General features: G+C 63.6%; 22 protein-coding genes. 3 read left to right on the top strand and 19 right to left on the bottom strand.

The genetic code is table 11. The features are described 5' to 3' along the window. Positions 1-4: 4 nt before the first annotated feature. From ACI0FO_RS02255 to ACI0FO_RS02190, 14 genes are all read right to left on the bottom strand, one after another. Entirely contained in the window at positions 5-1,507 is a 1,503-nt protein-coding gene (locus ACI0FO_RS02255; protein ID WP_416023816.1) for an NADH-quinone oxidoreductase subunit M, read from the bottom strand. Continuing rightward, a complete protein-coding gene (gene nuoL, locus ACI0FO_RS02250; RefSeq protein WP_416023815.1) occupies positions 1,504-3,546 on the bottom strand; it encodes an NADH-quinone oxidoreductase subunit L in 2,043 nt (680 codons plus the stop codon). The genes ACI0FO_RS02255 and nuoL overlap by 4 nt, the downstream gene beginning before the upstream one ends. A gap of 17 nt (positions 3,547-3,563) precedes the next feature. Further along, on the bottom strand, positions 3,564-3,872 hold the full coding sequence (gene nuoK, locus ACI0FO_RS02245) for an NADH-quinone oxidoreductase subunit NuoK (protein ID WP_416023814.1): 309 nt from the start codon (positions 3,870-3,872) through the stop codon (positions 3,564-3,566). Continuing rightward, positions 3,869-4,525, bottom strand: a complete 657-nt coding sequence (locus tag ACI0FO_RS02240; RefSeq protein WP_416023813.1) for an NADH-quinone oxidoreductase subunit J — start codon at positions 4,523-4,525, stop codon at positions 3,869-3,871. The genes nuoK and ACI0FO_RS02240 overlap by 4 nt, the downstream gene beginning before the upstream one ends. Before the next feature lie 17 nt (positions 4,526-4,542). Beyond that, on the bottom strand, positions 4,543-5,031 hold the full coding sequence (nuoI, locus tag ACI0FO_RS02235) for an NADH-quinone oxidoreductase subunit NuoI (protein WP_416023811.1): 489 nt from the start codon (positions 5,029-5,031) through the stop codon (positions 4,543-4,545). Between the two features lie 21 nt (positions 5,032-5,052). Next, positions 5,053-6,126 carry an NADH-quinone oxidoreductase subunit NuoH gene (nuoH, locus tag ACI0FO_RS02230; RefSeq protein ID WP_088587944.1) on the bottom strand — a complete coding sequence of 358 codons (1,074 nt, stop codon included), beginning with the start codon at positions 6,124-6,126 and terminating at the stop codon, positions 5,053-5,055. Then, on the bottom strand, positions 6,126-8,453 hold the full coding sequence (gene nuoG, locus ACI0FO_RS02225) for an NADH-quinone oxidoreductase subunit NuoG (RefSeq protein ID WP_416023809.1): 2,328 nt from the start codon (positions 8,451-8,453) through the stop codon (positions 6,126-6,128). The genes nuoH and nuoG overlap by 1 nt, the downstream gene beginning before the upstream one ends. Positions 8,454-8,468: 15 nt before the next feature. Next, on the bottom strand, positions 8,469-9,836 hold the full coding sequence (gene nuoF / locus ACI0FO_RS02220; protein WP_088138982.1) for an NADH-quinone oxidoreductase subunit NuoF: 1,368 nt from the start codon (positions 9,834-9,836) through the stop codon (positions 8,469-8,471). Then, entirely contained in the window at positions 9,833-10,327 is a 495-nt protein-coding gene (gene nuoE, locus ACI0FO_RS02215; RefSeq protein WP_006217963.1) for an NADH-quinone oxidoreductase subunit NuoE, read from the bottom strand. Before nuoE ends, nuoF begins: the two co-directional genes overlap by 4 nt. Positions 10,328-10,374: 47 nt before the next feature. After that, positions 10,375-11,631, bottom strand: a complete 1,257-nt coding sequence (locus ACI0FO_RS02210) for an NADH-quinone oxidoreductase subunit D (RefSeq protein ID WP_105555160.1) — start codon at positions 11,629-11,631, stop codon at positions 10,375-10,377. Positions 11,632-11,634: 3 nt separating this feature from the next. After that, positions 11,635-12,261: an NADH-quinone oxidoreductase subunit C gene (locus ACI0FO_RS02205; RefSeq protein ID WP_105555161.1), complete on the bottom strand. Its 627-nt coding sequence runs from the start codon at positions 12,259-12,261 to the stop codon at positions 11,635-11,637. Between the two features lie 75 nt (positions 12,262-12,336). Further along, a complete protein-coding gene (locus ACI0FO_RS02200; RefSeq protein ID WP_006217960.1) occupies positions 12,337-12,813 on the bottom strand; it encodes a NuoB/complex I 20 kDa subunit family protein in 477 nt (158 codons plus the stop codon). A 40-nt stretch (positions 12,814-12,853) separates the two neighbouring features. Beyond that, positions 12,854-13,213: an NADH-quinone oxidoreductase subunit A gene (locus ACI0FO_RS02195; protein WP_006217959.1), complete on the bottom strand. Its 360-nt coding sequence runs from the start codon at positions 13,211-13,213 to the stop codon at positions 12,854-12,856. A 298-nt stretch (positions 13,214-13,511) separates the two neighbouring features. Continuing rightward, a complete protein-coding gene (locus tag ACI0FO_RS02190) occupies positions 13,512-14,621 on the bottom strand; it encodes a porin (protein ID WP_416023805.1) in 1,110 nt (369 codons plus the stop codon). Positions 14,622-15,080: 459 nt separating this feature from the next. Between ACI0FO_RS02190 and ACI0FO_RS02185 the strand changes: the two genes are divergently transcribed. Genes ACI0FO_RS02185 through ACI0FO_RS02175 form a run of 3 tightly spaced genes read left to right on the top strand, consistent with a single transcriptional unit; the run spans position 15,081 to position 16,560 of the window. Continuing rightward, positions 15,081-15,695, top strand: a complete 615-nt coding sequence (locus ACI0FO_RS02185) for a TetR/AcrR family transcriptional regulator (RefSeq protein WP_416023803.1) — start codon at positions 15,081-15,083, stop codon at positions 15,693-15,695. Continuing rightward, the gene (locus ACI0FO_RS02180) at positions 15,692-16,135 is read left to right on the top strand and encodes a PaaI family thioesterase (RefSeq protein WP_416023801.1); all 444 of its coding nucleotides are present in this window, start codon (positions 15,692-15,694) and stop codon (positions 16,133-16,135) included. Before ACI0FO_RS02185 ends, ACI0FO_RS02180 begins: the two co-directional genes overlap by 4 nt. After that, positions 16,132-16,560, top strand: a complete 429-nt coding sequence (locus ACI0FO_RS02175) for an NAD(P)-binding domain-containing protein (RefSeq protein WP_416023799.1) — start codon at positions 16,132-16,134, stop codon at positions 16,558-16,560. Before ACI0FO_RS02180 ends, ACI0FO_RS02175 begins: the two co-directional genes overlap by 4 nt. On the opposite strand, the gene ACI0FO_RS02170 is transcribed toward ACI0FO_RS02175, so the two are convergent. From ACI0FO_RS02170 to ACI0FO_RS02150, 5 genes are all read right to left on the bottom strand, one after another. Continuing rightward, entirely contained in the window at positions 16,531-17,298 is a 768-nt protein-coding gene (locus ACI0FO_RS02170) for a phosphatase PAP2 family protein (RefSeq protein ID WP_416023797.1), read from the bottom strand. The two genes, ACI0FO_RS02175 and ACI0FO_RS02170, sit on opposite strands and share 30 nt — an antisense overlap. Then, entirely contained in the window at positions 17,295-18,089 is a 795-nt protein-coding gene (locus tag ACI0FO_RS02165; protein ID WP_416023795.1) for a metallophosphoesterase family protein, read from the bottom strand. Before ACI0FO_RS02165 ends, ACI0FO_RS02170 begins: the two co-directional genes overlap by 4 nt. Continuing rightward, entirely contained in the window at positions 18,086-19,060 is a 975-nt protein-coding gene (locus tag ACI0FO_RS02160; protein ID WP_416024539.1) for a diacylglycerol/lipid kinase family protein, read from the bottom strand. The genes ACI0FO_RS02165 and ACI0FO_RS02160 overlap by 4 nt, the downstream gene beginning before the upstream one ends. Positions 19,061-19,126: 66 nt before the next feature. Then, entirely contained in the window at positions 19,127-20,926 is a 1,800-nt protein-coding gene (locus ACI0FO_RS02155) for a gamma-glutamyltransferase family protein (RefSeq protein WP_416023793.1), read from the bottom strand. Between the two features lie 84 nt (positions 20,927-21,010). Beyond that, the gene (locus ACI0FO_RS02150) at positions 21,011-22,513 is read right to left on the bottom strand and encodes an ABC transporter substrate-binding protein (protein ID WP_416023791.1); all 1,503 of its coding nucleotides are present in this window, start codon (positions 22,511-22,513) and stop codon (positions 21,011-21,013) included. Positions 22,514-22,583: the final 70 nt, after the last annotated feature.

Genomic DNA, 22,583 nt, shown 5'->3' with positions numbered 1-22,583 from the left:
TGTCTTACAGTTTCGAGACGGCAACGTGTTGCAGCAGGGCCTCGACCGACACGTGCATCACGTCGGTGAAGGGCTTGGGATAGATCCCCATGTACAACACGGCGATCGCCATCACGCCAAGAATCACAAATTCGCGGCGGTTGATATCGGTCAGTTCGCGCACATGGTCATTGGCGACGTCGCCCAGGACCACGCGCTTGACCATCCACAGCGAATACGCAGCACCCAGGATCAGGGCGGTAGCCGCCAACAAGCCGATCCAGAAGTTGTGCTCGACCGCGCCCATGATCACCATGAACTCGCCCACGAAACCGCTGGTGGCCGGCAAGCCGCTGTTGGCCATCGAGAACAGGATGAAGAACGTGGCGAAACGCGGCATCACGTTGACCACACCGCCGTAATCGGCGATGCGGCGCGAGTGCATGCGGTCATAGAGCACGCCGATACACATGAACATGGCGCCCGACACGAAACCGTGGGAAATCATCTGCACGATGGCGCCTTCGATGCCGGCCGTGTTGAAGATGAAGAAGCCCAGGGTCACGAAACCCATGTGGGCCACGGACGAGTAGGCCACCAGTTTCTTCATGTCTTCCTGGATGATCGCCACCAGGCCGATGTAGATCACCGCGATCAAGGACAGCGTAATCATCAGGCCGGCCAGGCTGTGCGAGGCATCCGGCGTGATCGGCAGCGAGAAGCGCAGGAAACCGTAGGCGCCCAGCTTCAGCATGATCGCGGCCAGCACGATGGAGCCGCCCGTGGGCGCTTCAACGTGAACGTCCGGCAACCACGTGTGGACGGGCCACATCGGCACCTTCACCGCGAATGCCGCCAGCAGCGCCACGAAGATCAGGATCTGCTCGGTCTGGCCCAGCTTGACCTTGTGCCAGGTCAGGATGTCGAACGAACCACCCGAGGCGTGCCACAGGTAGATGAACGCGACCAGGGTCAACAGGGAACCCATCAGCGTGTACAGGAAGAACTTGAATGCCGCGTAGATGCGGTTATCGCCGCCCCACGCACCGATGATGATGTACATCGGGATCAGCGTGGCTTCGAAGAACACGTAGAACAGCATGCCGTCCAGCGCCGCGAACACGCCCACCATCAGACCCGACAGGATCAGGAAGGCGGCCATGTACTGCGCCACGCGGCTGGTGATGACTTCCCAGCCCGCCAGCACCACGATGATGGTGATGAAGGCGGTCAAGAGAACGAACCACAGCGAAATGCCGTCGATGCCCAGATGGTAATTGACGTTGAAAGCCTCGATCCAGGAGGCCTTCTCCACGAACTGCATGGCAGCCGTGGTGGAGTCGAAACCGGTGTAGAGCGGGATCGTGACGAGGAAACCGGCCAAGGCGCCAGCCAGCGACAGGCCGCGCGTCAGACCGGGACGGTCGTCACGGCCCACCGCCAGCACCAGCAGGCCGAATACGATCGGGACAAAGATCGCAAGCGTGAGCCAGGGGAAAGTGTTGGATGCCATCTCGCTTGCCATCATTGGGGAATCAGCACAAAGAAAGTCACCAGCGCCATGATGCCGATGATCATCGCGAACGCGTAGTGATAGATGAAGCCGGACTGCAGGTGACGGCTGACCGCTGCCACCCAGCCCACCACGCGGGCGCTACCGTTGACCAGAAGGCCGTCGATGATGCCGCGGTCGCCGGTATTCCACAGGCCACGGCCCAGCGCGCGCAGGCCACGAGCGATGATCTGCTCGTTGACCCAATCCACGTAGTACTTGTTCTCAAGCACTTTGTTCACGCCAGACAAGTTGGACTTGATCGCGGCCGGAACCTTGGGGTTGATCAGGTAGCAGTACCAGGCGATGACGAAACCCGCCACGACCAGCCAGAACGGCAGGGTCTGGAAGGCATGCAGGCCATAGGCGACCCAGCCGTGCCATTCTTCGTTCAGTTCGTGCATCGCCGGATGCTGCGGCAGCACCGTGATGACGCCGTTGAAGAACTTGCCGAACAGCATCGGGTCCACTGCCCATGCGCCGACCAGCACCGACGGGATCGCCAGCAGGATCAGCGGCAGCGTGACCACCCAGGGCGATTCATGCGGCTTGCCGCCATGATGGCCGTGGCCATGGTCGTCGTGACCGTGGTCGTCATGGGCATGGTCGTCGTGACCATGACCGTGACCGTGGTCGGTGGTGTCGAAGCGTTCCTTGCCATGGAAGACCAGGAAGTAGACGCGGAACGAGTACAGCGACGTCACGAACACGCCGATCAGCACGGCGTAGTACGCGAAGCTTGCGCCCCAGACGTTAGCGTGGCCGGCGGCTTCGATGATGTTCTCTTTCGAGTAGAAGCCCGAGAAGAACGGCGTGCCGACCAGGGCCAGCGTGCCGAGCAGGAACGTGATCCAGGTGATGGGCATGTACTTGCGCAGGCCGCCCATGTTGCGGATGTCCTGATCGTGGTGCATGCCGATGATGACCGAACCCGCGCCCAGGAACAGCAGCGCCTTGAAGAACGCGTGGGTCATCAGGTGGAAGATTGCCACCGAGTAGGCCGACGCGCCCAGCGCCACCGTCATGTAGCCCAGCTGCGACAGCGTGGAGTACGCGACGACGCGCTTGATGTCGGTCTGGATGATGCCCAGGATGCCCAGGAACAGCGCGCCGATGGCGCCGATCACGATGATGAACGACAGCGCCACGTCCGACAGTTCGAACAGCGGCGAGAAGCGCGCGACCATGAAGATGCCGGCCGTCACCATGGTGGCGGCGTGGATCAGCGCCGAGATCGGGGTCGGGCCTTCCATCGAGTCAGGCAGCCAGGCGTGCAGCGGAACCTGGGCCGATTTGCCCATGGCGCCGATGAAGAGGCAAATACACGCCACCGTCAGCAGCATCCAGTCCGAGCCCGGCAGGGTCATCGCGGCCAGCTTGTCGGCTTGGGCGAATACTTCGCCGTAGTGCATCGTGCCGGCATAAGCGAACAACAGGCCGATGCCCAGCACGAAGCCGAAGTCGCCGACGCGGTTGATCAGGAACGCCTTCATGTTGGCGAAGATCGCCGTGGGGCGGGTGTACCAGAAGCCGATCAGCAGGTATGACACCAGGCCCACCGCTTCCCAGCCGAAGAACAGCTGCACCATGTTGTTCGACATCACCAGCATCAGCATGGAGAACGTGAACAGCGAGATGTACGAGAAGAAGCGCTGGTAGCCGGGATCATCCGCCATGTAGCCGATGGTGTAGATGTGCACCATCAGCGACACGGAGGTCACCACGACCATCATCATGGCCGACAGCGGATCGATCAGGAAGCCGATTTCCAGCTTGGTCTTGCCGATCAGGCTCCAGGTGTAGACCGCGCCGTCGAAGCGCAGGCCGTTCAGCACGTCGGCCAGCACCACCACCGAACCGATGGCGGAGATGAGCACGCCCAGGATGGTGATGACGTGGGACGCGCGGCGGCCGATGGGACGGCCCAGGAAGCCGGTGCCGAAAAGGCCCGCGAGAATTGCTCCGGCCAGCGGTGCCAGCGCGATGAGCAAGTAGAGATTGGGTGAGCTAGACATTTTCTTCCAATACCCCGTCAGCCCTTCAGGCGATCGAGTTCGTCAACGTTGATCGTGTTCAGGTTGCGGAACAGCAGCACCAGGATGGCCAGGCCGATCGCCGCTTCAGCGGCGGCCACGGTCAGGATGAAGAACACGAACACCTGGCCGGCGGTGTCGCCGAACCAGCTGGAGAACGCCACGAAGTTCATGTTGACGGCCAGGAGCACGAGCTCGATGGACATCAAGAGAATGATCAGGCTGCGGCGGTTCAGGAAGATGCCGAAGATCCCGATGGCGAACAGGATCGCCCCAAGGATCAGATAGTGGGCCAGCGTCAGCGTCATTCTTTTTCTCCTTGGGGCGCAGCGGCAACGCCGTTGGCGGCGTCGCGCTTGGCCTGGGCCCGGTCGCTCTGGGCGGGCATGTTCACCATGCGGAAACGATCCTTCGAACGAACGCGCACGGCGGCCACCGGGTCGTTGTACTTCACGTCGCGGCGGCGGCGCAGGGTCAGCGCAATCGCGGCGACCATGCCGACCAGCAGCAAGGCGGCGCCGACTTCAATGGCGTAGACGTACTGGGTGTACATGACTTCGCCCAGCGCGCGGGCGTTGTTGTAATCGCCGGCAACCGGCGCTTGCGGACCCGAGCCGTACCAGGTGGTACCCAGCACGAAGGACATTTCCAGCACCAGCACCAGACCGATCACCAGGCCCAAAGGCAGGTAGGTCTTCATGCCCTGGCGCATGGTGTCCATGCGGATGTCCAGCATCATCACGACGAAGAGGAAGAGCACCATCACGGCGCCCACGTACACCAGCACCAGCAGCAACGCCAGGAATTCGGCGCCCAGCAGCATCCAGAGCATGGCGGCGTTCGAGAACGCCAGGATCAGGTGCAGGACCGCGGTGACGGGGCTGCGCGCGGTGATCACGCGGAACGCCGCGATCACCAGCACGGCGGCCAGTATGTAGAAAAGGACAGTGGTAAAAGTCATGGATCAGACCCTGGGCTTCAACGGTAAGGAGCGTCGTCGGCCCGGCGGCGGGCGATGTCGGCTTCGTAGCGGTCGCCCACGGCGAGCAGCATGTCTTTGGTGAAATACAGGTCGCCGCGCTTTTCACCGTGGTATTCGTGGATATGGGTTTCCACGATCGAGTCCACGGGGCAGCTTTCCTCACAGAAGCCGCAGAAAATGCACTTGGTCAGATCGATGTCGTAACGCGTGGTGCGGCGGGTGCCGTCATCGCGCTGGTCCGATTCGATGGTGATCGCCAAGGCCGGACACACGGCTTCGCACAGCTTGCACGCGATGCAGCGCTCTTCCCCGTTGGGGTAGCGGCGCAAGGCGTGCAGGCCGCGGAAACGCGCCGACGTAGGCGTTTTTTCCTGCGGATAGCGCAAGGTGACCTTGCGCTTGAAAAAGTACTTGCCCGTCAGGCGCATGCCCTTGAGCAACTCGGTCAGCATCAGACTGCCGAAGAAATCTTTGATCGCTTCCATATCCTGCCTCTGCTTGGCGGCTTAGCGCCAAATGTTCCAGGGCGTCTGCATCCAGATCGCCACCACGACCAGCCAAACGCCGGTCAGCGGGATGAAGATTTTCCAACCCAAACGCATGATCTGGTCATAGCGGTAGCGCGGGAACGATGCGCGGAACCACACGAACAACGAGACCACGACGAACGTTTTCAGACCCAGCCAGATCCAACCCGGGATCCAGGTCAGCGGCGCGATATCGATCGGGGAAGCCCAGCCGCCCAGGAACATGATCGACGCCATGCAGGACAGCAGGATCATGTTGGCGTATTCACCCAGGAAGAACAGGGCGAAGGCCATACCCGAGTACTCGACCATGTGGCCGGCCACGATTTCCGATTCGCCTTCCACCACGTCAAACGGGTGACGGTTGGTTTCGGCGACGATCGCGACCACGTAGATCACGAACAGCGGCAACAGCGGCAGCCAGTTCCACGACATGAACGTCAGGCCCTTGTCGGCGAACCAGCCGCGGTTCTGGACGTTCACGATCTCGGACATGTTCAGGCTGCCGGACACCAGCAGCACCGTCACCAGCACGAAGCCGATGGCCAGTTCGTACGACAGCATCTGTGCCGAGGCGCGCAAGGCGCCCAGGAACGCGTACTTGGAGTTCGACGCCCAGCCCGCCACGATCACGCCATAGACGCCGATCGAGGTGATGGCCATGATGTACAGCAGGCCGGCGTTGACGTTGGCCAACACCACTTCAGGGCCGAAGGGCACCACGGCCCAGGCAGCCAGCGCAGGCATCAGCGTGACCACGGGGGCCACGACGAACAACACCTTATTGGCCTGGCTGGGGACGACGACTTCCTTCGTCAACAGCTTGAACACGTCGGCAAACGGTTGCAGCAACCCCTTGAAGCCCACGCGGTTGGGGCCCACGCGCACGTGCATGGCGCCGATCATCTTGCGTTCCCAGTACGTCAGGTACGCGACGCACAGAATGATCGGCACGGCGATGATCACAATCTTGATGAGGGTCCAGAGGACCATCCAGACCGTCGGGCCCAGCAACGCCTGCCCGTGGCTCTCAAGAACATTAAGCCATTCCATCAGGCACGCTCCACGCTGAGTTGACCGAATGCGCCACCCAGGGCTGCGGTGTTTTCAAAGGCTGCGGAAATGCGCACGGCGCGATCGGCCACGGCATCATCCTGCACGGTTTCGAGTTCGACGGCGCCTTGGGCGCCCGCGACGCGAACCTTGACCCCGGCCGTCAGGCCCAGGCTGGTCAGCGTGCGGCCGTTCATGGCGGCGGCCGGCTTCTTCGAGGCCGGGGACGCTTGCAGCGGTTCAGAACGGCGGACCATGGCGTCGGTGCGGTAGATCGGCACGTCGGCCACGCGTTCCAGGCCGCTTGCAGCCTGGCCCAAGCCCAGCGGCGCCTTGACGTCGTTGGACAAGCGGCCTTCGATGCCGCCGGCCAGTGCGGCGTCGCGCACGGATTCCGAGGTCTCGTCGTCAAAGCCGGCCAGGTGCAGGACGTTGCCCAGCACGCGCAGGACTTTCCAGCCCGGACGCGTCTGGCCCAACGGCGTGACCGTGCCCTTGAAGCTCTGGGCCAAGCCTTGCGCGTTGACGAACGTGCCCGAGGTTTCGGTGAACGGCGACACCGGCAGCATGACGTCGGCCCATTCGGCGGCAGCCGAGCGGTACGGCGTCAAGGCGACGGCGAATTGCGCGCCGCGCAGCGCGGCGATCGCTTGCTGGCCGTTGTCGGCATCCAGCAGCGGCTCGGCGTGCAGCACGATGTAGGCCTTCAGCGGTTCCGCCAGCATCTCGGCGGCAGTCTTGCCGCCCTTGCCCGGAATGGCGCCAGCCAGGTAACCGCCGACGGTGTTGCCGCCGGAAGTCAGGAAGCCGAACTTGCCGCCGGCCAGATCGGCCACGGCGCGGCCGTTGGCGGCCAGCGTCGATGCCTGCGCGCTGGCCACGGCCAGGTTGCCCATCAGCACGGCGGTGTTGGCGCCGGAAGCCAGGCTGGCGGCGATGATCTTGGCATTTTCGCCCGGGGTGACCGAGGCGAATTCGGCCGGGACGGCCTGATCCTTGGCTTGCGCCAGGGCAACGGCCACTTCGGCCAGCGCGCGCGGCAGCTCGGACGGCGCCACGGTAATGCGGGCGGCGACGGGCATCAGGGGATCGTCAGCGGCGCTGTCGACCATCAGGATCTGCGTGCCGCGCTTGGCCGCCTGGCGCAGGCGCTGCGCCATCAGCGGATGGTCCTTGCGCAGGAACGAGCCGACGACCAGGACGCGGTCCAGGTTGTCGAGTTCGGCGATGGGCATGCCCAACCACGGCGCACCGGTCAACGCGGCGTCAAAGGCCGGGTCGGTCTGGCGCAGGCGGAAGTCGATGTTCTCGGAGCCCAGCGCGCGGACCAGACGGCCCAGCAGCGCATATTCTTCGGTGGTGGCGTATTCGGACGCCAGCGCGCCGATCTGGCCAGCGCCGAAGCTGTCGCGCACGCGCGACAGGCCCTGGGCGACGGCTTGCAGCGCATCGGCCCAGGAAGCTTCCTGCCACTTGCCATCGGTGCCCTTGATCATCGGGGCGGACAGACGGTCGTCGCTGTTCAGGCCTTCATACGAGAAGCGGTCGCGGTCGCTGATCCAGCATTCGTTGATGGCTTCGTCTTCGAACGGCACCACGCGCATGACGCGGTCGCCCTTGACCTGGACCACCAGGTTGGCGCCCAGGCTGTCGTGCGGGCTGACCGAACGGCGGCGGGCCAGTTCCCAGGTACGCGCGCTATAGCGGAAGGGCTTGGAGGTCAGCGCGCCCACCGGACAGATGTCGATCATGTTGCCCGACAGTTCGGACTCGATCGAGCGGCCGACGAACGTCGTGATCTCGGAGTGTTCGCCACGGCCCAGCATGCCGAGCTCCATGACGCCGGCGATTTCCTGGCCAAAGCGCACGCAGCGGGTGCAGTGGATGCAGCGGCTCATTTCCTCGGCGGAAACCAGCGGACCCAGGTCTTTGTGGAAGACGACGCGCTTTTCCTCTTGGTAACGCGAGGAAGAGCCACCGTAGCCCACGGCCAGGTCCTGCAGCTGGCATTCGCCGCCCTGATCGCAGATCGGGCAGTCGAGGGGGTGATTGATGAGCAAGAATTCCATCACCGACTTCTGAGCGGCGCGAGCCTTTTCAGAGCAGGTGTGGACGACCATGCCGTTGGTCACGGGCGTGGCGCAGGCGGGCAGCGCCTTGGGCGCTTTTTCCACTTCAACCAGGCACATCCGGCAGTTGGCCGCGATGGACAGTTTCTTGTGGTAGCAGAAATGCGGCACGTAAAGCCCGACTTTCTGAGCGGCATGCATGACCATGCTGCCTTCGGGCACTTCGACCTGATTGCCGTCGACGGTTAGTTCAACCATTGCTGTTCCTGAGACCTACAGATATTGCGGGACCACACAAGACTTATGCTCGATGTGGTGCGCGAATTCGTCGCGAAAATGCTTGAGAAAGCCACGGACGGGCATGGCGGCGGCGTCACCCAGGGCGCAAATGGTGCGGCCCATGATGTTGCCTGCCACGTTGTCCAGCAAGTCCAGATCTTCCGGACGGCCGTGACCATTTTCGATGCGGTGCACCATGCGGTAGAGCCAGCCGGTGCCTTCGCGGCACGGCGTGCACTGGCCGCAGCTTTCCTCGAAATAGAAGTACGACAGGCGCAGCAGCGACTTCACCATGCAGCGCGTTTCGTCCATGACGATCACAGCGCCAGAGCCCAGCATCGAGCCGGCCTTGGCGATGGAGTCATAGTCCATCGTGCATTCCATGATGATGTCGGCCGGCAGCACCGGGGCGCTGGACCCGCCAGGGATCACGGCCTTCAGTTTCTTGCCGCCGCGCATGCCGCCCGCCAGTTCCAGCAGGGTCGAGAACGGGGTGCCCAGCGGAATCTCGTAGTTGCCGGGGCGTTCGACGTCGCCGGTGATCGAGAACAGCTTGGTGCCGCCGTTGTTCGGCTTGCCGACTTCCAGGTAGGCCTGGCCGCTATTGCGGATGATCCACGGCACCGCCGCGAACGTTTCGGTGTTGTTGATCGTGGTGGGCTTGCCGTACAGGCCGAAGCTGGCCGGGAACGGCGGCTTGAAGCGCGGTTGGCCCTTCTTGCCTTCCAGCGATTCCAGCAGCGCGGTTTCTTCGCCACAGATGTAGGCGCCGTAACCGTGGAACGCGTGCAGCTGGAAGCTGTAGTCGGAACCCAGGATCTTGTCGCCCAGGAAGCCGGCGGCGCGCGCCTCTTCCAGCGCTTCTTCGAAGCGTTCATACACTTCGAAGATTTCGCCGTGGATGTAGTTGTAGCCGACGCTGATGCCCATGGCGTAGGCCGCGATGGCCATGCCTTCAATCACGATGTGCGGATTGAAGCGCAGGATGTCGCGGTCTTTGAACGTGCCCGGCTCGCCTTCGTCCGAGTTGCAGACAAGGTATTTCTGGCCCGGGAAGGCGCGCGGCATGAAGCTCCACTTCAGGCCGGTCGGGAAGCCCGCGCCGCCACGGCCGCGCAGACCCGACGCCTTGACTTCAGCGATCACGTCTTCCGGCTTCATGCCGGTGGTGAGGATCTTCTTCAGGGCTTCGTAGCCGCCGCGCTTGACGTAGTCGGCCAGGCGCCAGTTGGCGCCGTCGACGTCAGCCATGATCTGCGGCTGGATGTGCCGGCCATGCAGGCACATCGAATTGGACACGTCGTTCAGCGGATTGGGATCCAGCCCTTGCGCGAACTGCTTGTACAGGTCGGGCGCGTTCATGCCGACTCTCCTTGCACCTTGAGGGCCGCGACCAGCGCGTCCAGCTTCTCGTCGGTCATGCGCACGCACATATGCTTGTTGTTCACGATCAGCACGGGGGAATCGCCGCAAGCGCCCATGCATTCGCCTTCAACCAGCGTGAACTGGCCGTCGGCGGTGGTTTGACGGTAGTCGACACCCAGCTTGCGCTTGAGGTATTCGCCGGCACGATCGCCATCGCGCAAGGCACAGGGCAAGTTCGTGCAGACGGCGATCTTGTTCTTGCCGACGGGCTTGACGTCGAACATGTTGTAGAACGTGGCGACTTCCTGCACCGCGATGGGCGGGACGCCAATGTAATTGGCCACATCTTCAATAGTTTCGGTAGCCAACCAGCCCTTCTCTTCTTGCGCGATGGCAAGCGAGGCCATGATGGCGGACTGCCGCTGGTCGGCCGGGAACTTCGCGAGTTCTCGGTCGATTTTCTGGTAGGCCTGTTCGGAAAGCAGCATAGTTTGAATCCGGGTTATGCGGGCGTGCTCGTGACTGTCTGGGCGGATCAGCGATCGATCTCGCCGAAAACGATGTCCTGCGTACCAATGATGGTGACGGCGTCGGCGATCATGTGACCGCGCGACATTTCGTCCAGCGCTTGCAGGTGGACAAAGCCGGGGGCCCGAATCTTCAGGCGGTAAGGCTTGTTGGCGCCATCCGACACCAGATAGATGCCGAATTCGCCCTTCGGGTGCTCCACCGAGGCAAACGCCTCGCCCGGAGGCACGTGGAAACCTTCGGTGAAGAGCTTGAAGTGATGAATCAGCTCTTCCATGTTGGTCTTCATGGCGGTGCGCGATGGCGGGGCGATCTTGTGATTCTCGATCATGACCGGACCCGGGTTGTTGCGCAGCCATTCCACGCACTGGCGGATGATGCGATTGCTTTCACGCATTTCGGCGATGCGGACCAGATAGCGGTCGTAGCAGTCGCCGTTGACACCTACGGGGATGTCGAAATCGAGCAAGTCATAGACTTCGTAGGGCTGCGTCTTGCGCAAGTCCCAGGCGACGCCCGAGCCGCGCAGCATCGGGCCGGTAAAGCCCAGTGCCTTGGCGCGTTCGGGATCGACCACGCCGATGCCCACCAGGCGCTGCTTCCAGATGCGGTTGTCGGTCAGCAGCGTTTCGTACTCGTCGACGCAGGCCGGGAAGCGGTTGGTGAAGTCTTCGATGAAGTCCAGCAGCGAACCCGAACGCGCGTCGTTCATCAAGCGCATTTCTTTGTCGCCGCGGTATTTGCTGGAGTCGCCGTACTGCGGCATCGTGTCCGGCAGGTCGCGGTAGACGCCGCCCGGACGGTAGTAGGCCGCGTGCATGCGCGCGCCTGAGACGGCTTCGTAGCAGTCCATCAGGTCTTCGCGTTCACGGAAGGCGTACAGGAACACGGCCATGGCGCCAACGTCCAGCGCATGCGAACCCAGCGACATCAAGTGGTTCAACAGACGCGTGATCTCGTCGAACATGACCCGGATGTACTGGGCGCGCAACGGGGCTTCGACGCCCAGCAGCTTTTCGATGGCCATGACGTAAGCGTGCTCGTTGCACATCATGGACACGTAGTCCAGGCGGTCCATGTAGGGCAGCGCCTGGATGTATGTCTTGTGTTCGGCCAGCTTTTCGGTGGCACGGTGCAACAGCCCGATGTGCGGGTCGGCGCGCTGGATGACTTCGCCGTCCAGTTCCAGCACCAGGCGCAACACACCGTGCGCGGCCGGATGCTGAGGGCCGAAGTTGAGCGTGTAGTTCTTGATTTCTGCCATGATTTAACGCCCCAAGCCGTAGGAGTCTTCGCGGACCACGCGCGGGGTGATCTCGCGCGGATCGATCGTGACCGGCTGGTAGATGACGCGCCGTTGTTCGGGGTCGTAACGCATTTCGACGGTGCCGGACAAGGGGAAGTCCTTGCGGAACGGATGGCCGATGAAGCCGTAGTCGGTCAGGATGCGGCGCAGGTCCGGGTGGCCTTCGAAGACGATGCCGTACAGGTCGAAGGCTTCGCGTTCGAACCAACCCACGGTCGGCCAGCATTCCATCAGCGACGCGATGATCGGGAACTCGTCGTCGGTGGCCCAGGTGCGGACACGCAGGCGCCAGTTGTTCTCGATCGACAGCAGGTGGATCACCACGGCGAAGCGCGCGCGGTGGATCTTGGTGCTGGTTTCCTCGGGCAGCTGGCGGGTGCCGTTGCCCCACGTCAGGTAGTCGACGCCACAGAGGTCGATACAGGTTTCAAAGCGCAAGCCGGCTTCGGTGCGCAGCTTGTTGCAGACGGCAAACCACTGCGGCGCGGGCACTTCGAGCGTCAGCTCGCCCAACGCCTCGGTCAGCGCGATATCCGCGCCGAGGGTGGTCTGCAAATTGTTTTTCAGGGTTTCGAGCCTGGTCATCATCTTGTACGCTTAGGTGAACCGATACGCTGGATTCGCAAGGCCTGCGGCAACGATTGCCGCAGGCGGGGCGAAGGCTCAGCGCGCAATCGTGTTGGTCAGACGGATCTTGTTCTGCATTTGCAGCAAGCCGTAGACCAGCGCCTCGGCCGTGGGCGGGCAGCCCGGCACGTAGACGTCTACCGGTACGATCCGATCGCAGCCACGAACCACCGAATACGAGTAGTGGTAGTAGCCGCCGCCATTGGCACAGGAGCCCATGGAAACCACCCAACGCGGCTCAGGCATCTGGTCGTAAACCTTGCGCAGCGCCGGCGCCATCTTGTTGCACAGCGTGCCAGCGACGATCATCAGATCGGACTGACGCGGGCTGGGCCGGAAGATGATGCCGAACTGGTCCAGGTCGTAGCGGGCCGCGCCCGCGTGCATCATCTCAACCGCGCAACAGGCCAGACCGAAGGTCATGGGCCACATGGAGCCGGTCTTCGCCCAATTAAGGAACTTGTCGGCGCTGGTTGTGATGAACCCTTGCTTGAGAATGCCGTCTATAGCCATATTCGTCTCTGATAGCGTGCTGTGAAAAAACCCGGAGGGGTCATTCCCAGTCCAGCGCGCCCTTTTTCCATTCGTAGATGAAGCCGACGGTCAACACGGCTAGGAAAACCATGACCGTCCAGAAACCGACGAGCCCGACTGTGCCTTGGGCGATGGCCCACGGGAACAGGAACGCGATTTCCAGGTCGAAAAGAATGAACAGAATCGCCACCAGGTAGTAGCGCACGTCAAACTTCATGCGGGCGTCTTCAAACGCTTCGAAGCCGCACTCATAGGGCGACAGCTTCTCAGCGTAAGGACGCCGCGGGCCAAGGAGGGAGCCGGCCGTTAGAAGCGCGAACCCGATAAGGGTGGCCACTACGATAAACAGCAGGACGGGAAAATACTGTTGCAGGTTCATTCAGGCGTCCGTCAAATGCGCAAACCTTAGGATTGTAGCATTCGCGTGGTTACTTCCGGCTGAACTCTGTAGCTTGAATAACGGGTGAAAGACTGCATTCCTCAGATGGAACAATCGCAGTCTTGGACAGAGAACCCGAAGGATACAGGACTCACCTGACAAGCACCTGCGGAACGCTAAAAAACCGCCGGGTCGGACGAAAAAAAGCCACCCCGAAAGGTGGCTTTATACGAACGGGCCGAAGCCCGTTCGTTCGCTTGCGCTTTGAATCCAGACAGGGCTTGCGCCCTGCGTTGGATTAGAAGCGGTGGCGGATACCGACGCCGACAGCGGTCGACTTGACGTCTTCCAGGAAGGCGTAGTTCTTGGCGTACGAACCGTAAGCGTACAGGTTGGTGCGCTTGGACAGGTCGTAGGTGTAGCCCAGCGAGAAGACGTTCATCGTCTCAGCACCGTTGATACGGTCGTTGCTGGGGTCAACCATCTGCCACGAACCGAACAGGTTGCTTGCGCCGCCGATCGGGGCGGACAGGCCGACCATGTACGAATTGGCCTTGAAGCCGTCGGCGAAGATGTTGGTGCCGATGCTCAGCGAACCGGTGCCGCTGTTCGTGCCTTGACCAGCGAACCAGCCGTCGGTCGTGCGGCCATAGGCCAAAGCCAGCTTCACGACTTCGAAGTCATACGACGCACCGATGGCGTACATACGCGGGGTAGCATCTTCGTCGCCCAGGATGGCCTTGTTCGAACGGTTCAGCTGGTCGTACGTCAGAGCGACGTTCAACGGGCCGTTAACGTAACGAATACCGGTCGTGATGGCGCGGGTGTTGTCGGCAGTCTTCCAGCCGGTTTGGTCCGCGTTCTGGTCATCAGCATTGAACGAGTAGCCAACGCCGAACTGGAAGCCGCTGAACGACGGGGTCTGATACATGACCATGTTGTCGTAGCGGTTCGTGTTGGCAGCGCTCATCGAGACGCCGATGTTAGCTTGACCGAAGCCAGCGCCGAACGGATCGATCGAGCCGAAGTACTTCGACGCGATGTTGGTTTGGCGACCGAAGTCCAGTTGACCCCAGCTGTCGCTGGCCAGACCGACGGTGGCTTGGCGACCGAACAGGCGGCCGTTTTGAGCCGACTTGCCATTGCCCGAATCAAAGCCGGATTCCAGTTGGAAAACAGCGCGCAGGCCGTCACCCAGGTCTTCCGAACCACGCAGACCCCAGCGCGAACCGTTCTGGACGCCGTTGATCATGCCGAAACGGCTGCCGTTCATGGCATCGGGACCACCGCTGATCTTGTTGTAGCCGATACCCGTATCGATGATGCCGTACAGGGTGACAGACGTTTCTGCCTGGGCGACACCGGCGAAACCGGCGAGCAGGGCGGCAGCGAGCAGAGTCTTTTTCATTTAAGAAATCTCCGTTGATTTGAGTGACAAGAGCAGCAATCCAGCAAACCAGCCTGCCGCCCCCCTAACTCCGCGAAGGGAAGTTGACGCTATTGCATCAAAAATCGGGGGGGCTGGCTATGGTCGGCATCAGAAAAGTGCAGGTTTGCGACACCCCTGTTGGGATCTTGCAACATCACGCGAACATGGCGCCAAAGATGCTAGGGCTTACCCTTAGCTAAACGGGCAAGCCCGTATCCATGCGACTTTCAGCCCTGCCCCCAATTATTTTGGACGGTTTTAGCTGCCGCTTTCAATCGCCTTTCCTGCCGCGCTCGACGCGCTTTCCATCTTAAAGGCGATTCCGGCGCGGGGGGTGTCGGGCAGGCGCGGGCCAGATGGAACAACCAACAAATAACATTGTTATTAATAAAAATCGTCGATATTATCCACCTGATACCGTCGCTGCCTTCGTCCCTCATGCCCAGCCCCACCGCCCGTGCCGATCGTAATGAACGCCTTCACGCACTGCGCCGCCAGTTGATTCTGGATGCCGCCCAGCGCGTATTCGAACGGGACGGGTTGGAAAAAACCACGATCCGGGCGATTGCCAAGGAAGCCGGATGCACGACGGGCGCCATCTACCCCTGGTTTGCGGGCAAGGAAACCATCTACGGCGCACTGCTGGACGAATCGCTGCAGCGGCTGCATGCACATTTGGCCGACGCGGCCGCCACCGGCGATGCGCCGGGCGCCGCGCGCCGCGCCATCCGCGCCTTTTTTGCCTATTACGCCGAGCGGCAGACCGACTTTTCACTGGGCATGTATCTGTTCCAGGGACTGGGGCCGCGCGGTCTGGGCCGGGAAATGGACGAAAAGCTCAACGCCCGCCTGCGGCAATGCGTGGACCTGCTGGGCGCTGCCCTGGCCCGCACGAAAGGCTGGGACGCTGCCGCGGTGGCCGTCGAACAGATGAATCTCTTCACGTATCTGATGGGGCTATTGCTGCTGCTGCACACCCATCGCCTGAAATCCCTGGGCCAGCACGCCGACGCGCTGCTGGACAACCACTGCCTCGCCCTGGAGCAACGATGACCGCAACCGTCCTGGCCGCCGACGCCGAGGCCCCGCTGATCAGCCTGGCCGACTTCCATATCCTGCTGGCCGACCAGCACCCGTTTTCTTTGCTGCTGGGCATCGACATCTTGCGCATCGGCCGTGGCACGGCGCGCGCGGTACTCCCGGCCCGCGACGCCCATCAACGCCTGGGCGGTATCGTCGCGGGACCCATGCTGATGGGCCTGGCGGACCTGGCCATGTATGCCGCCGTGGTGGGCGCCACCGGCCAGACGCACGCCGTCACGGCCAGCCTGACCATCAACTTCCTGCGCAAAAGCCCCGCCGGCGCAATTTACGCCGACGCCCGCCTGCTGAAGGTGGGACGCTTGTCCGCCGGCGAAGTCGTCCTGGCCGGCGAAGGCTCGGACGAGCCGCTTGCCCACATCGTGAGCACGTGGTCCGTGCCGAAGCCATGAGCCAGCGCATCAGCATCTTGGGCATGGGCGGCACCGGCACGGCGGCCGCGCGGCGGCTGCTCGAGGCCGCGCCGGACGTCGCGCTGACCGTCTACGACATTGATCCGGAACGCTGCGAGGACTTCCGGGGCTCGGCCACCCTGGCCACCTCGGCCCGGGAAGCCCTGGCGGAATCGGACACCATCGTGCTGGCCCTGCCACGGGAGCGCGAGATCGACCGCACGCTGGAGCGTTTCAGCGATGGCGAAGTCACGGCGCCCGTCGCCGGCAAGCAAATCATCGACCTGGCCCCTCCCCCCGGTGAACGGGCGCGCCGACTGGGGCTGGCGATCGCAAGCGCGGGGGGCCGCTACACCAGCATGCCCGGGCTGGCGGCGGAAGACGTCAGCACTCGCCTATTGCGCGCCCTGCACTGCCCGGCGTGACGTGCAGTAGCGTTCGGCCACTGCGACGCAAACCGACAGCCAGGCCAGGCCGAACGTGAAACCCGCCACGACGTCGCTGGCGAAATGGACCTGCAACAGGATGCGGCTAAGTCCGATCGCCATGATCAGCGCGGCGGAAAGGGCCACGCAGGGCCACCGCCAGGCGGCTGGCGCCAGACGCCACACCAGATAGCAGGCCGTGCCGTACACCACCATCGCGGCCGAGGCATGGCCGCTGGGGAAACTCCACCCGGCCACCATGGCGTAACCGTGGTCGTGCTCTGGCCGCACGCGTTCAAAGGTGTGCTTGAGCAGCGTGTTGATCGCCCCGCCCACGCCGGTGGCGATGGCGCAGAATGCCGCCAGCCGCCACCAGCCCGTCCAAAGCAGATAAAGCGTCATCAGCACGCTCAGCACCGTGAGAAGGTCGCGGTCGCCCAGATAGGTGAACCAGGACAGCAGCCACAGCAGCGACGTGTCCATCGTCATGCTCAAGGCGCCGGCCAGCGCGCCGTCGAACGAGACGATGCCGCCCTGATGCCGTACCGCCATCGCCAGCCCCAGGAACAACAAGAGCAAGACGGCCAGCCCCGACGCGTAGACCGCGTTGCGGCACCGTGCCGGGCAGTTGACGTAGGCACGCGCGGCGAAGAACGCCCCCGCGCCCGCAAGCAGCGGCAGCGCGATAAATAATTCCAGGGCATGCGAGGCCGCCCATGCCGCATACGCATCGGTCATGACAGCGTCACCAGCGTCCTGTCGACCGGCGCGAACGCGTGCATGCCCGCCGCGTAGTCCCAACGCTCGACATGACAAGCCTGCGTGCCGCCTTCACCGTCGCGCGTGATTACGTTCACGGAGTTGGGCACGCTGCCCCGGACGCGATGGGAGCAGGCGGTACCCGCCTGGACGATCCAGCCTGCCGGCTGGCCAGCTGCGGTCAAGGGCAGCACGTAGGGAAGGTGAATGTGCCCGCCCAGGATCAGGTCCACCCCCGCCTGCGCCCAGGCGGCCAGCGCGCGCTCGCGGCCGATGAGCAGATTGGACAGGTCGGATTCCACCTTGGCCCGCACAGGGTGATGCGCCACGACCACCCGCAACTGGCCTGGCCGGGCCTGGCGCAGGCGCTGCGCCACGCGGGCGATCTGCGTATCGGAGATTTCGCCATCCTTGCGGCGACGCGGGCGCGTGGTGTTCACACCGATAGCCAGCAGCCCCGGGGTTTCGAACACCGGTTCCAGCACCGCGCCCAGCGCACGCTTGTAGTTGCCATACGGATTGAGCGCGCGCGCGAACAGATTGAACAGCGGGATGTCGTGGTTGCCCGGCACGGCAAGCACGGGCAACGACAGGCGTTCGATGAATTTGCGGGCGGCGGCGAACTGGCCGCGCCGCGCACGCTGGGTGATGTCTCCGCTAAGCACGACCAGATCGGGGTTCAGCGAACGGGCGAGGTCCAGGGCCGCTTCAACGACCGGCTTGCGCTCGGTGCCGAAATGCGTGTCGGATAATTGCAGGATGCGCGTCATGAGCGGTCCAGGTACGCCGAGTCCGCCGGCACCACCAGCGGCAGCTTTTCATCGGCCACCTTGAATTCCAGCGGCGTGTTCATCCAGGATATTTCGCCGTCCATCGCCACCTTGACGCGGCTGCGCCCCCGGATATGCACGGTCAGCCGATCGAAGGCGAAGCTGATCACGTGTTCGGCGTCGCCCAACCGGCTGAACAGCCCGCGCACCAGCAAGCCATATAGCGCCAGGGTGCCGACCGGGCGCGCCGCCATTGCCATCAGGCGGCCGCGGTCCAGCTCCTGGGATTCGATGCCGATGTGTTCGAGTTGCAGCTTGTTGTTGCCGACCACCAGCGTGGGCGAGCGCAGATCGCGCACTCGGCCTTCGTATTCCAGTTGCAGCCGCAGCTGGCGCGGCGCCCGCAGCAACGTGACGATGCCCGACCACAGCGCCACGAGGCGGCTGCGGCCGAAGCGCTGCTTATAGGCCTCGCGATCTTCTAGCAGCGTGGGGTACAGGCCCAGGCTGGCGTTCACCAGGAACAGCCTGCCGTTCAGGTGTCCGACTTGCACGGGCTGTAGATGACCTTGCAGGAAACCGCGCAACGCGACCTCGGTGTCCTGAGAGATGCCATAGCTGCGCCCGAAGTAATTGAAGGTGCCCTGGGGCAGGATGCCAAAGGGCACGCCCCGGCCCAGCACCGTGCTGGCCACGGCGTTGAGCGTGCCATCCCCCCCTGCGGCGATGACGACGCCCTGCTCGTCTTGCGCGCGCTTGACGGCGGCATGCGCCGTTTCGGTCAGCCGGGACGGATCATCGACGGGCATCAGCGTGTAGCGCCTGCCTGCCTCGTCGAGGATGCCGCGGATGGTGTCCTGCAGGACCTGCGCGTCGCCGCGCCCCGAGCCGGTGTTGAGGACGATGAAAAGCGGTTCTTGTCCCGTCAGGGATTGCGCCCCGGTTGCCGGGCGCTGCTGGGATGACGTCATGGGAGAAAGATAGCCCATGCCGGTAAAGCGCCGCAAGGCGGCGGGGCGACTCACCCGTCAGGACGCCTAGCGGCCGATGGCGTAGGCCTGCATCAGCCGCGGCGTGGCCGCCGCGTGCAGCAGCCCGTCGTCATCGCGCGAAGCCGCGGTCAAGCGGCCCACGGACCACTCAGGCACTTCCTCGATCTGGTGCCCGCGCTGGCGCAGACCTTCGATGACCTCGGCGCCGAAGCTGGCTTCGACCGCCAGATGACCGGGCTTGCGGTCGCGCGGGTAAAAGGACGTGGGGAAATGCATGGTGTGGGACATCGGCAGGTCGATGGCTTCCTGCAAATTCAGCCCGTGATGCACGTGACGCAGGAAGAACAGCAGTTGCCACTGCTCCTGCTGGTCGCCGCCCGGCGTGCCGAACGCCAGATAGGGCTTGCCGTCGCGCAGCGCCAGCGAGGGCGTCAGCGTGGTGCGCGGGCGCTTGCCTGGCGCCAGCGTGCCGGGCAGCCCCTCTTCCAGCCAGAACATTTGGGCGCGGGTGTTCAGCCCAAAACCCAGTTCCGGGATGACAGGTGAAGACTGGAACCAGCCGCCGGAGGGCGTGGCCGAGATCATGTTGCCCCAGCGGTCGATGACGTCCACATGCGTGGTGTCGCCGCGCTTGGCGGAGGCGCGCATGTCGGCCAGCGTGGGCTCGTTGGTGGCGCTGCCGTGCGCGGACACCGGAGACAGGCGTTCCAGCGTGTCCATCACGCGCGCCACCTGGGCCTCGAAGCCTGGCACCTGGCCGGGCAAGAGGTCGTGCGAGGCCGTCTCGCCGATCAACGCGCGGCGCTCGTCGTTGTAGGCGTCCGACAGCAGGTGCGCCAGCGGCACGTCGATGAAAGCCGGGTCGCCGTAATAGGCTTCGCGGTCGGCGAAAGCCAGCTTCATAGCTTCGGTGACGCGGTGGATGAACTCCACGCTGTTCGGTCCGACGCCAGTCAGGTCCATGCCTTTCAGCAGCGCCAGCGTCTGCAGGAAGACCGGCCCCTGGCTCCACGCGCCGGCCTTGGCGACCGTATAGCCGTGATAGTCGTAGGTCAGCGGGGTGTCGTAGCTGGCCGACCAGCCGGCCAGGTCGTCCGCCGTGATGACGCCGCGGTGGGTCGTGCCGCTTTCGTCCATGACGTCGGTATTGCGGGCAAAGCGGTCGATTTCCTCGGCGATGAAGCCCCGGTAGAAGGCGTCCCGCGCCGCCTCGATCTGGCGTTCGCGATCAGCGCCCACGCTTTCCGCCTCTTTCAGCACACGCGTCCACGTGCGCGCCAGGGCGGGATTGCGAAACAACTTGCGCGCTTCGGGCACCTTGCCGCCGGGCACGTAGACCTGTGCGGTCGTCGGCCAATGCGTTTCGAAGAAGTCCTTCAGGCCGGCAATGGTATTGGAGATGCGCGGCATCAGCGCGTGGCCGTGCTGGGCGTAATAGATGGCCGGTTCCAGCACATCGCGCACGCGCATCGTGCCGTGGTCGCGCAGCAGCAGCATCCAGGCGTCGAATGCGCCGGGGATCACGGTGGCCAACAGGCCGTTACCCGGGATCAGTTTCAGCCCTTCGGCGCGGTAGCGCTCAAGCGTGGCCGCGGCCGGCGTCGTGCCCTGCCCGCACAGCACTTCCAGCTTGCCCGTGCGCGCCGAATAGAAAATGGCCGGCACTTCGCCGGCGGGGCCGACCAGATGCGGCTCAACCACTTGCAGCACGAACGCCGACGCCGCGCAGGCGTCGAACGCGTTGCCGCCGCGTTCCAGCAGCGACATGCCGGTCGCGCTGGCCAGCCAATGGGTAGAGGTCACGACACCGAAGGTGCCAAGAATTTCGGGGCGAGTCGTAAACATGATGCTTCCTGTAGCGGCGGCGCACGCCGCCCGCAAGTAAGAAAAACGGGACCCGATTCCGGATCCCGTCGTTGGCCGCCCGGCTTACTTCTTGGCGACGGTCACGCCCTTCAGGCGGATGAGGCCGTCGGGGTAAGGCACAAAGCCTTCAACCTTCTTTTGCACGCCGAAGGTCCACGGCAGGTAGAACAGGTAAACGATGGGGCGCTGGTCCTGCATGCTGGTCAGCACCTGGTCGTACAGCGCGCGGCGCTTGGCCGTGTCGGCTTCGGCGCGCGCGTCGTTCAGCAACTTGTCCACGCCCGCGTCGCAGAACTTGCCGTCGTTCAGGTTGCCCTTGCAGCTGAGGTACTGATGGATGTTGCCGCTGGGATCGACGCGCCCCGACCAGCCGCTCTGGCCCACTTCGAAGTCGCCGCGCGCCAGCGACGATTGCAGCGACGCGAACTCCACCGGACGCAAGGTGATGTCGAAGCCCGCTTCGGCGCCCATCGCCTGCACCAGTTCGAAGACCTGTTGCATGGTCGTGTTGTTGCCGAAGGTGATCTCGAATTTCACGCGGTCGAAACCGGCTTCCTTCAAGAGCGCCTGCGCCTTCTTCGGGTCGCGGCCCTTGTGTTCGAAGGCGGTGTTGTAGGCAAAACTGGCGGGCGGGAACGGCTGGTAGGCGGGCTGGAACATGCCTTCGCCAATCACCTGGTTCAGCACGTCGCGGTCAATGGCGAGGTCAAGCGCCTGACGCACGCGCTTGTCTTTCGCGAACGGGTTATTGGCGCGCGCGCCATTGCCCAGGTTGATCGAAATAGACTGGAAGCCCAGGCCGGTTACCGGTGCCAGGCGCAGGTTGCTATCGTCTTTCACCGCCTTGGCATCGCTGGGCGCCACGCGCTCGATGATGTCCAGGTCGCCCGCGCGCAGGTTGTTCAGGCGCACCGTGTTGTCCGGAATCGGCGTGAAGACCAGGCGGTCGAAGTGGTAGTTGGCGGCATCCCAATACTTGGGAAATTTCTCGAGCACGATGCGGTCATTCTGCACGCGCTCTTTGAACTGGTACGGCCCCGAGCACACGGGCTTGCCGCCAGGATCCTTGTCGAAGGCCGCGGGCGACATCATCATGCCGGCGCGGTCGGACAGTTGCGACAGCAGCGAGGCGTCCGGCTCCGACAGGTTCAGCACGACGGTGCTGGCATCGGGCGCATCGACGCTGGCGACGGTGGCCAGTTCGCTCTTGCGGTTGCTGTCGGGCAGCGTGCGGGCGCGGTCCAGGTTCGCTTTGACGGCGGCGGCATTGACCGGCGTGCCGTCATGGAACACCGCATCCGTGCGCAGTTTGAATGTCAGCGACTTGTTGTCCGGACTGATCGTCCAGGATTGCGCCAGCTGGGGCACGATCTTCAGGTCGGGCGTGATGTCGACGAGCTTGTCGCACAGCGAGGCAAAGACGATACGGCCCACGAAGGTGCGCGCGCGCGCCGGATCCAGCACGTCCGGGTCGTCTTGCAGACCGATCCGCAACGTGGACTGGGCGTGCGCCAGTCCGCCCGCCAGCATTCCCGCCATGGCCATGACGGCGCAAATTTTACGCATGGATGTTCTCCCTTGATTCATCTTGTTGGATTCTGCGCCAGGCGCGCGGCGATTGTATAGAGCGCCGGCT

This window comes from Achromobacter marplatensis, from assembly GCF_049060505.1.
Lineage (GTDB): Bacteria > Pseudomonadota > Gammaproteobacteria > Burkholderiales > Burkholderiaceae_B > Achromobacter > Achromobacter marplatensis_A.
The sequence above is the reverse complement of the archived record's forward strand: the minus strand, read 5'-3'. Positions and strand labels throughout refer to the sequence as shown.

Bases quoted from the DNA above. Each gene is read 5' to 3' on its own strand.
- ACI0FO_RS02175 (WP_416023799.1), top strand. From the start codon at position 16,132: ATGAGCCAGCGCATCAGCATCTTGGGCATGGGCGGCACCGGCACGGCG.
- ACI0FO_RS02185 (WP_416023803.1), top strand. From the start codon at position 15,081: ATGCCCAGCCCCACCGCCCGTGCCGATCGTAATGAACGCCTTCACGCA.
- ACI0FO_RS02190 (WP_416023805.1), bottom strand. From the start codon at position 14,621: ATGAAAAAGACTCTGCTCGCTGCCGCCCTGCTCGCCGGTTTCGCCGGT.
- ACI0FO_RS02210 (WP_105555160.1), bottom strand. From the start codon at position 11,631: ATGGCAGAAATCAAGAACTACACGCTCAACTTCGGCCCTCAGCATCCG.
- ACI0FO_RS02160 (WP_416024539.1), bottom strand. From the start codon at position 19,060: ATGACGTCATCCCAGCAGCGCCCGGCAACCGGGGCGCAATCCCTGACG.
- ACI0FO_RS02205 (WP_105555161.1), bottom strand. From the start codon at position 12,261: ATGATGACCAGGCTCGAAACCCTGAAAAACAATTTGCAGACCACCCTC.
- nuoF (WP_088138982.1), bottom strand. From the start codon at position 9,836: ATGAACGCGCCCGACCTGTACAAGCAGTTCGCGCAAGGGCTGGATCCC.
- nuoI (WP_416023811.1), bottom strand. From the start codon at position 5,031: ATGGAAGCGATCAAAGATTTCTTCGGCAGTCTGATGCTGACCGAGTTG.
- ACI0FO_RS02150 (WP_416023791.1), bottom strand. From the start codon at position 22,513: ATGCGTAAAATTTGCGCCGTCATGGCCATGGCGGGAATGCTGGCGGGC.
- ACI0FO_RS02255 (WP_416023816.1), bottom strand. From the start codon at position 1,507: ATGATGGCAAGCGAGATGGCATCCAACACTTTCCCCTGGCTCACGCTT.
- nuoH (WP_088587944.1), bottom strand. From the start codon at position 6,126: ATGGAATGGCTTAATGTTCTTGAGAGCCACGGGCAGGCGTTGCTGGGC.
- nuoE (WP_006217963.1), bottom strand. From the start codon at position 10,327: ATGCTGCTTTCCGAACAGGCCTACCAGAAAATCGACCGAGAACTCGCG.
- ACI0FO_RS02165 (WP_416023795.1), bottom strand. From the start codon at position 18,089: ATGACGCGCATCCTGCAATTATCCGACACGCATTTCGGCACCGAGCGC.
- ACI0FO_RS02200 (WP_006217960.1), bottom strand. From the start codon at position 12,813: ATGGCTATAGACGGCATTCTCAAGCAAGGGTTCATCACAACCAGCGCC.
- nuoL (WP_416023815.1), bottom strand. From the start codon at position 3,546: ATGTCTAGCTCACCCAATCTCTACTTGCTCATCGCGCTGGCACCGCTG.
- ACI0FO_RS02195 (WP_006217959.1), bottom strand. From the start codon at position 13,213: ATGAACCTGCAACAGTATTTTCCCGTCCTGCTGTTTATCGTAGTGGCC.
- ACI0FO_RS02170 (WP_416023797.1), bottom strand. From the start codon at position 17,298: ATGACCGATGCGTATGCGGCATGGGCGGCCTCGCATGCCCTGGAATTA.
- ACI0FO_RS02155 (WP_416023793.1), bottom strand. From the start codon at position 20,926: ATGTTTACGACTCGCCCCGAAATTCTTGGCACCTTCGGTGTCGTGACC.
- ACI0FO_RS02180 (WP_416023801.1), top strand. From the start codon at position 15,692: ATGACCGCAACCGTCCTGGCCGCCGACGCCGAGGCCCCGCTGATCAGC.
- nuoG (WP_416023809.1), bottom strand. From the start codon at position 8,453: ATGGTTGAACTAACCGTCGACGGCAATCAGGTCGAAGTGCCCGAAGGC.
- nuoK (WP_416023814.1), bottom strand. From the start codon at position 3,872: ATGACGCTGACGCTGGCCCACTATCTGATCCTTGGGGCGATCCTGTTC.
- ACI0FO_RS02240 (WP_416023813.1), bottom strand. From the start codon at position 4,525: ATGACTTTTACCACTGTCCTTTTCTACATACTGGCCGCCGTGCTGGTG.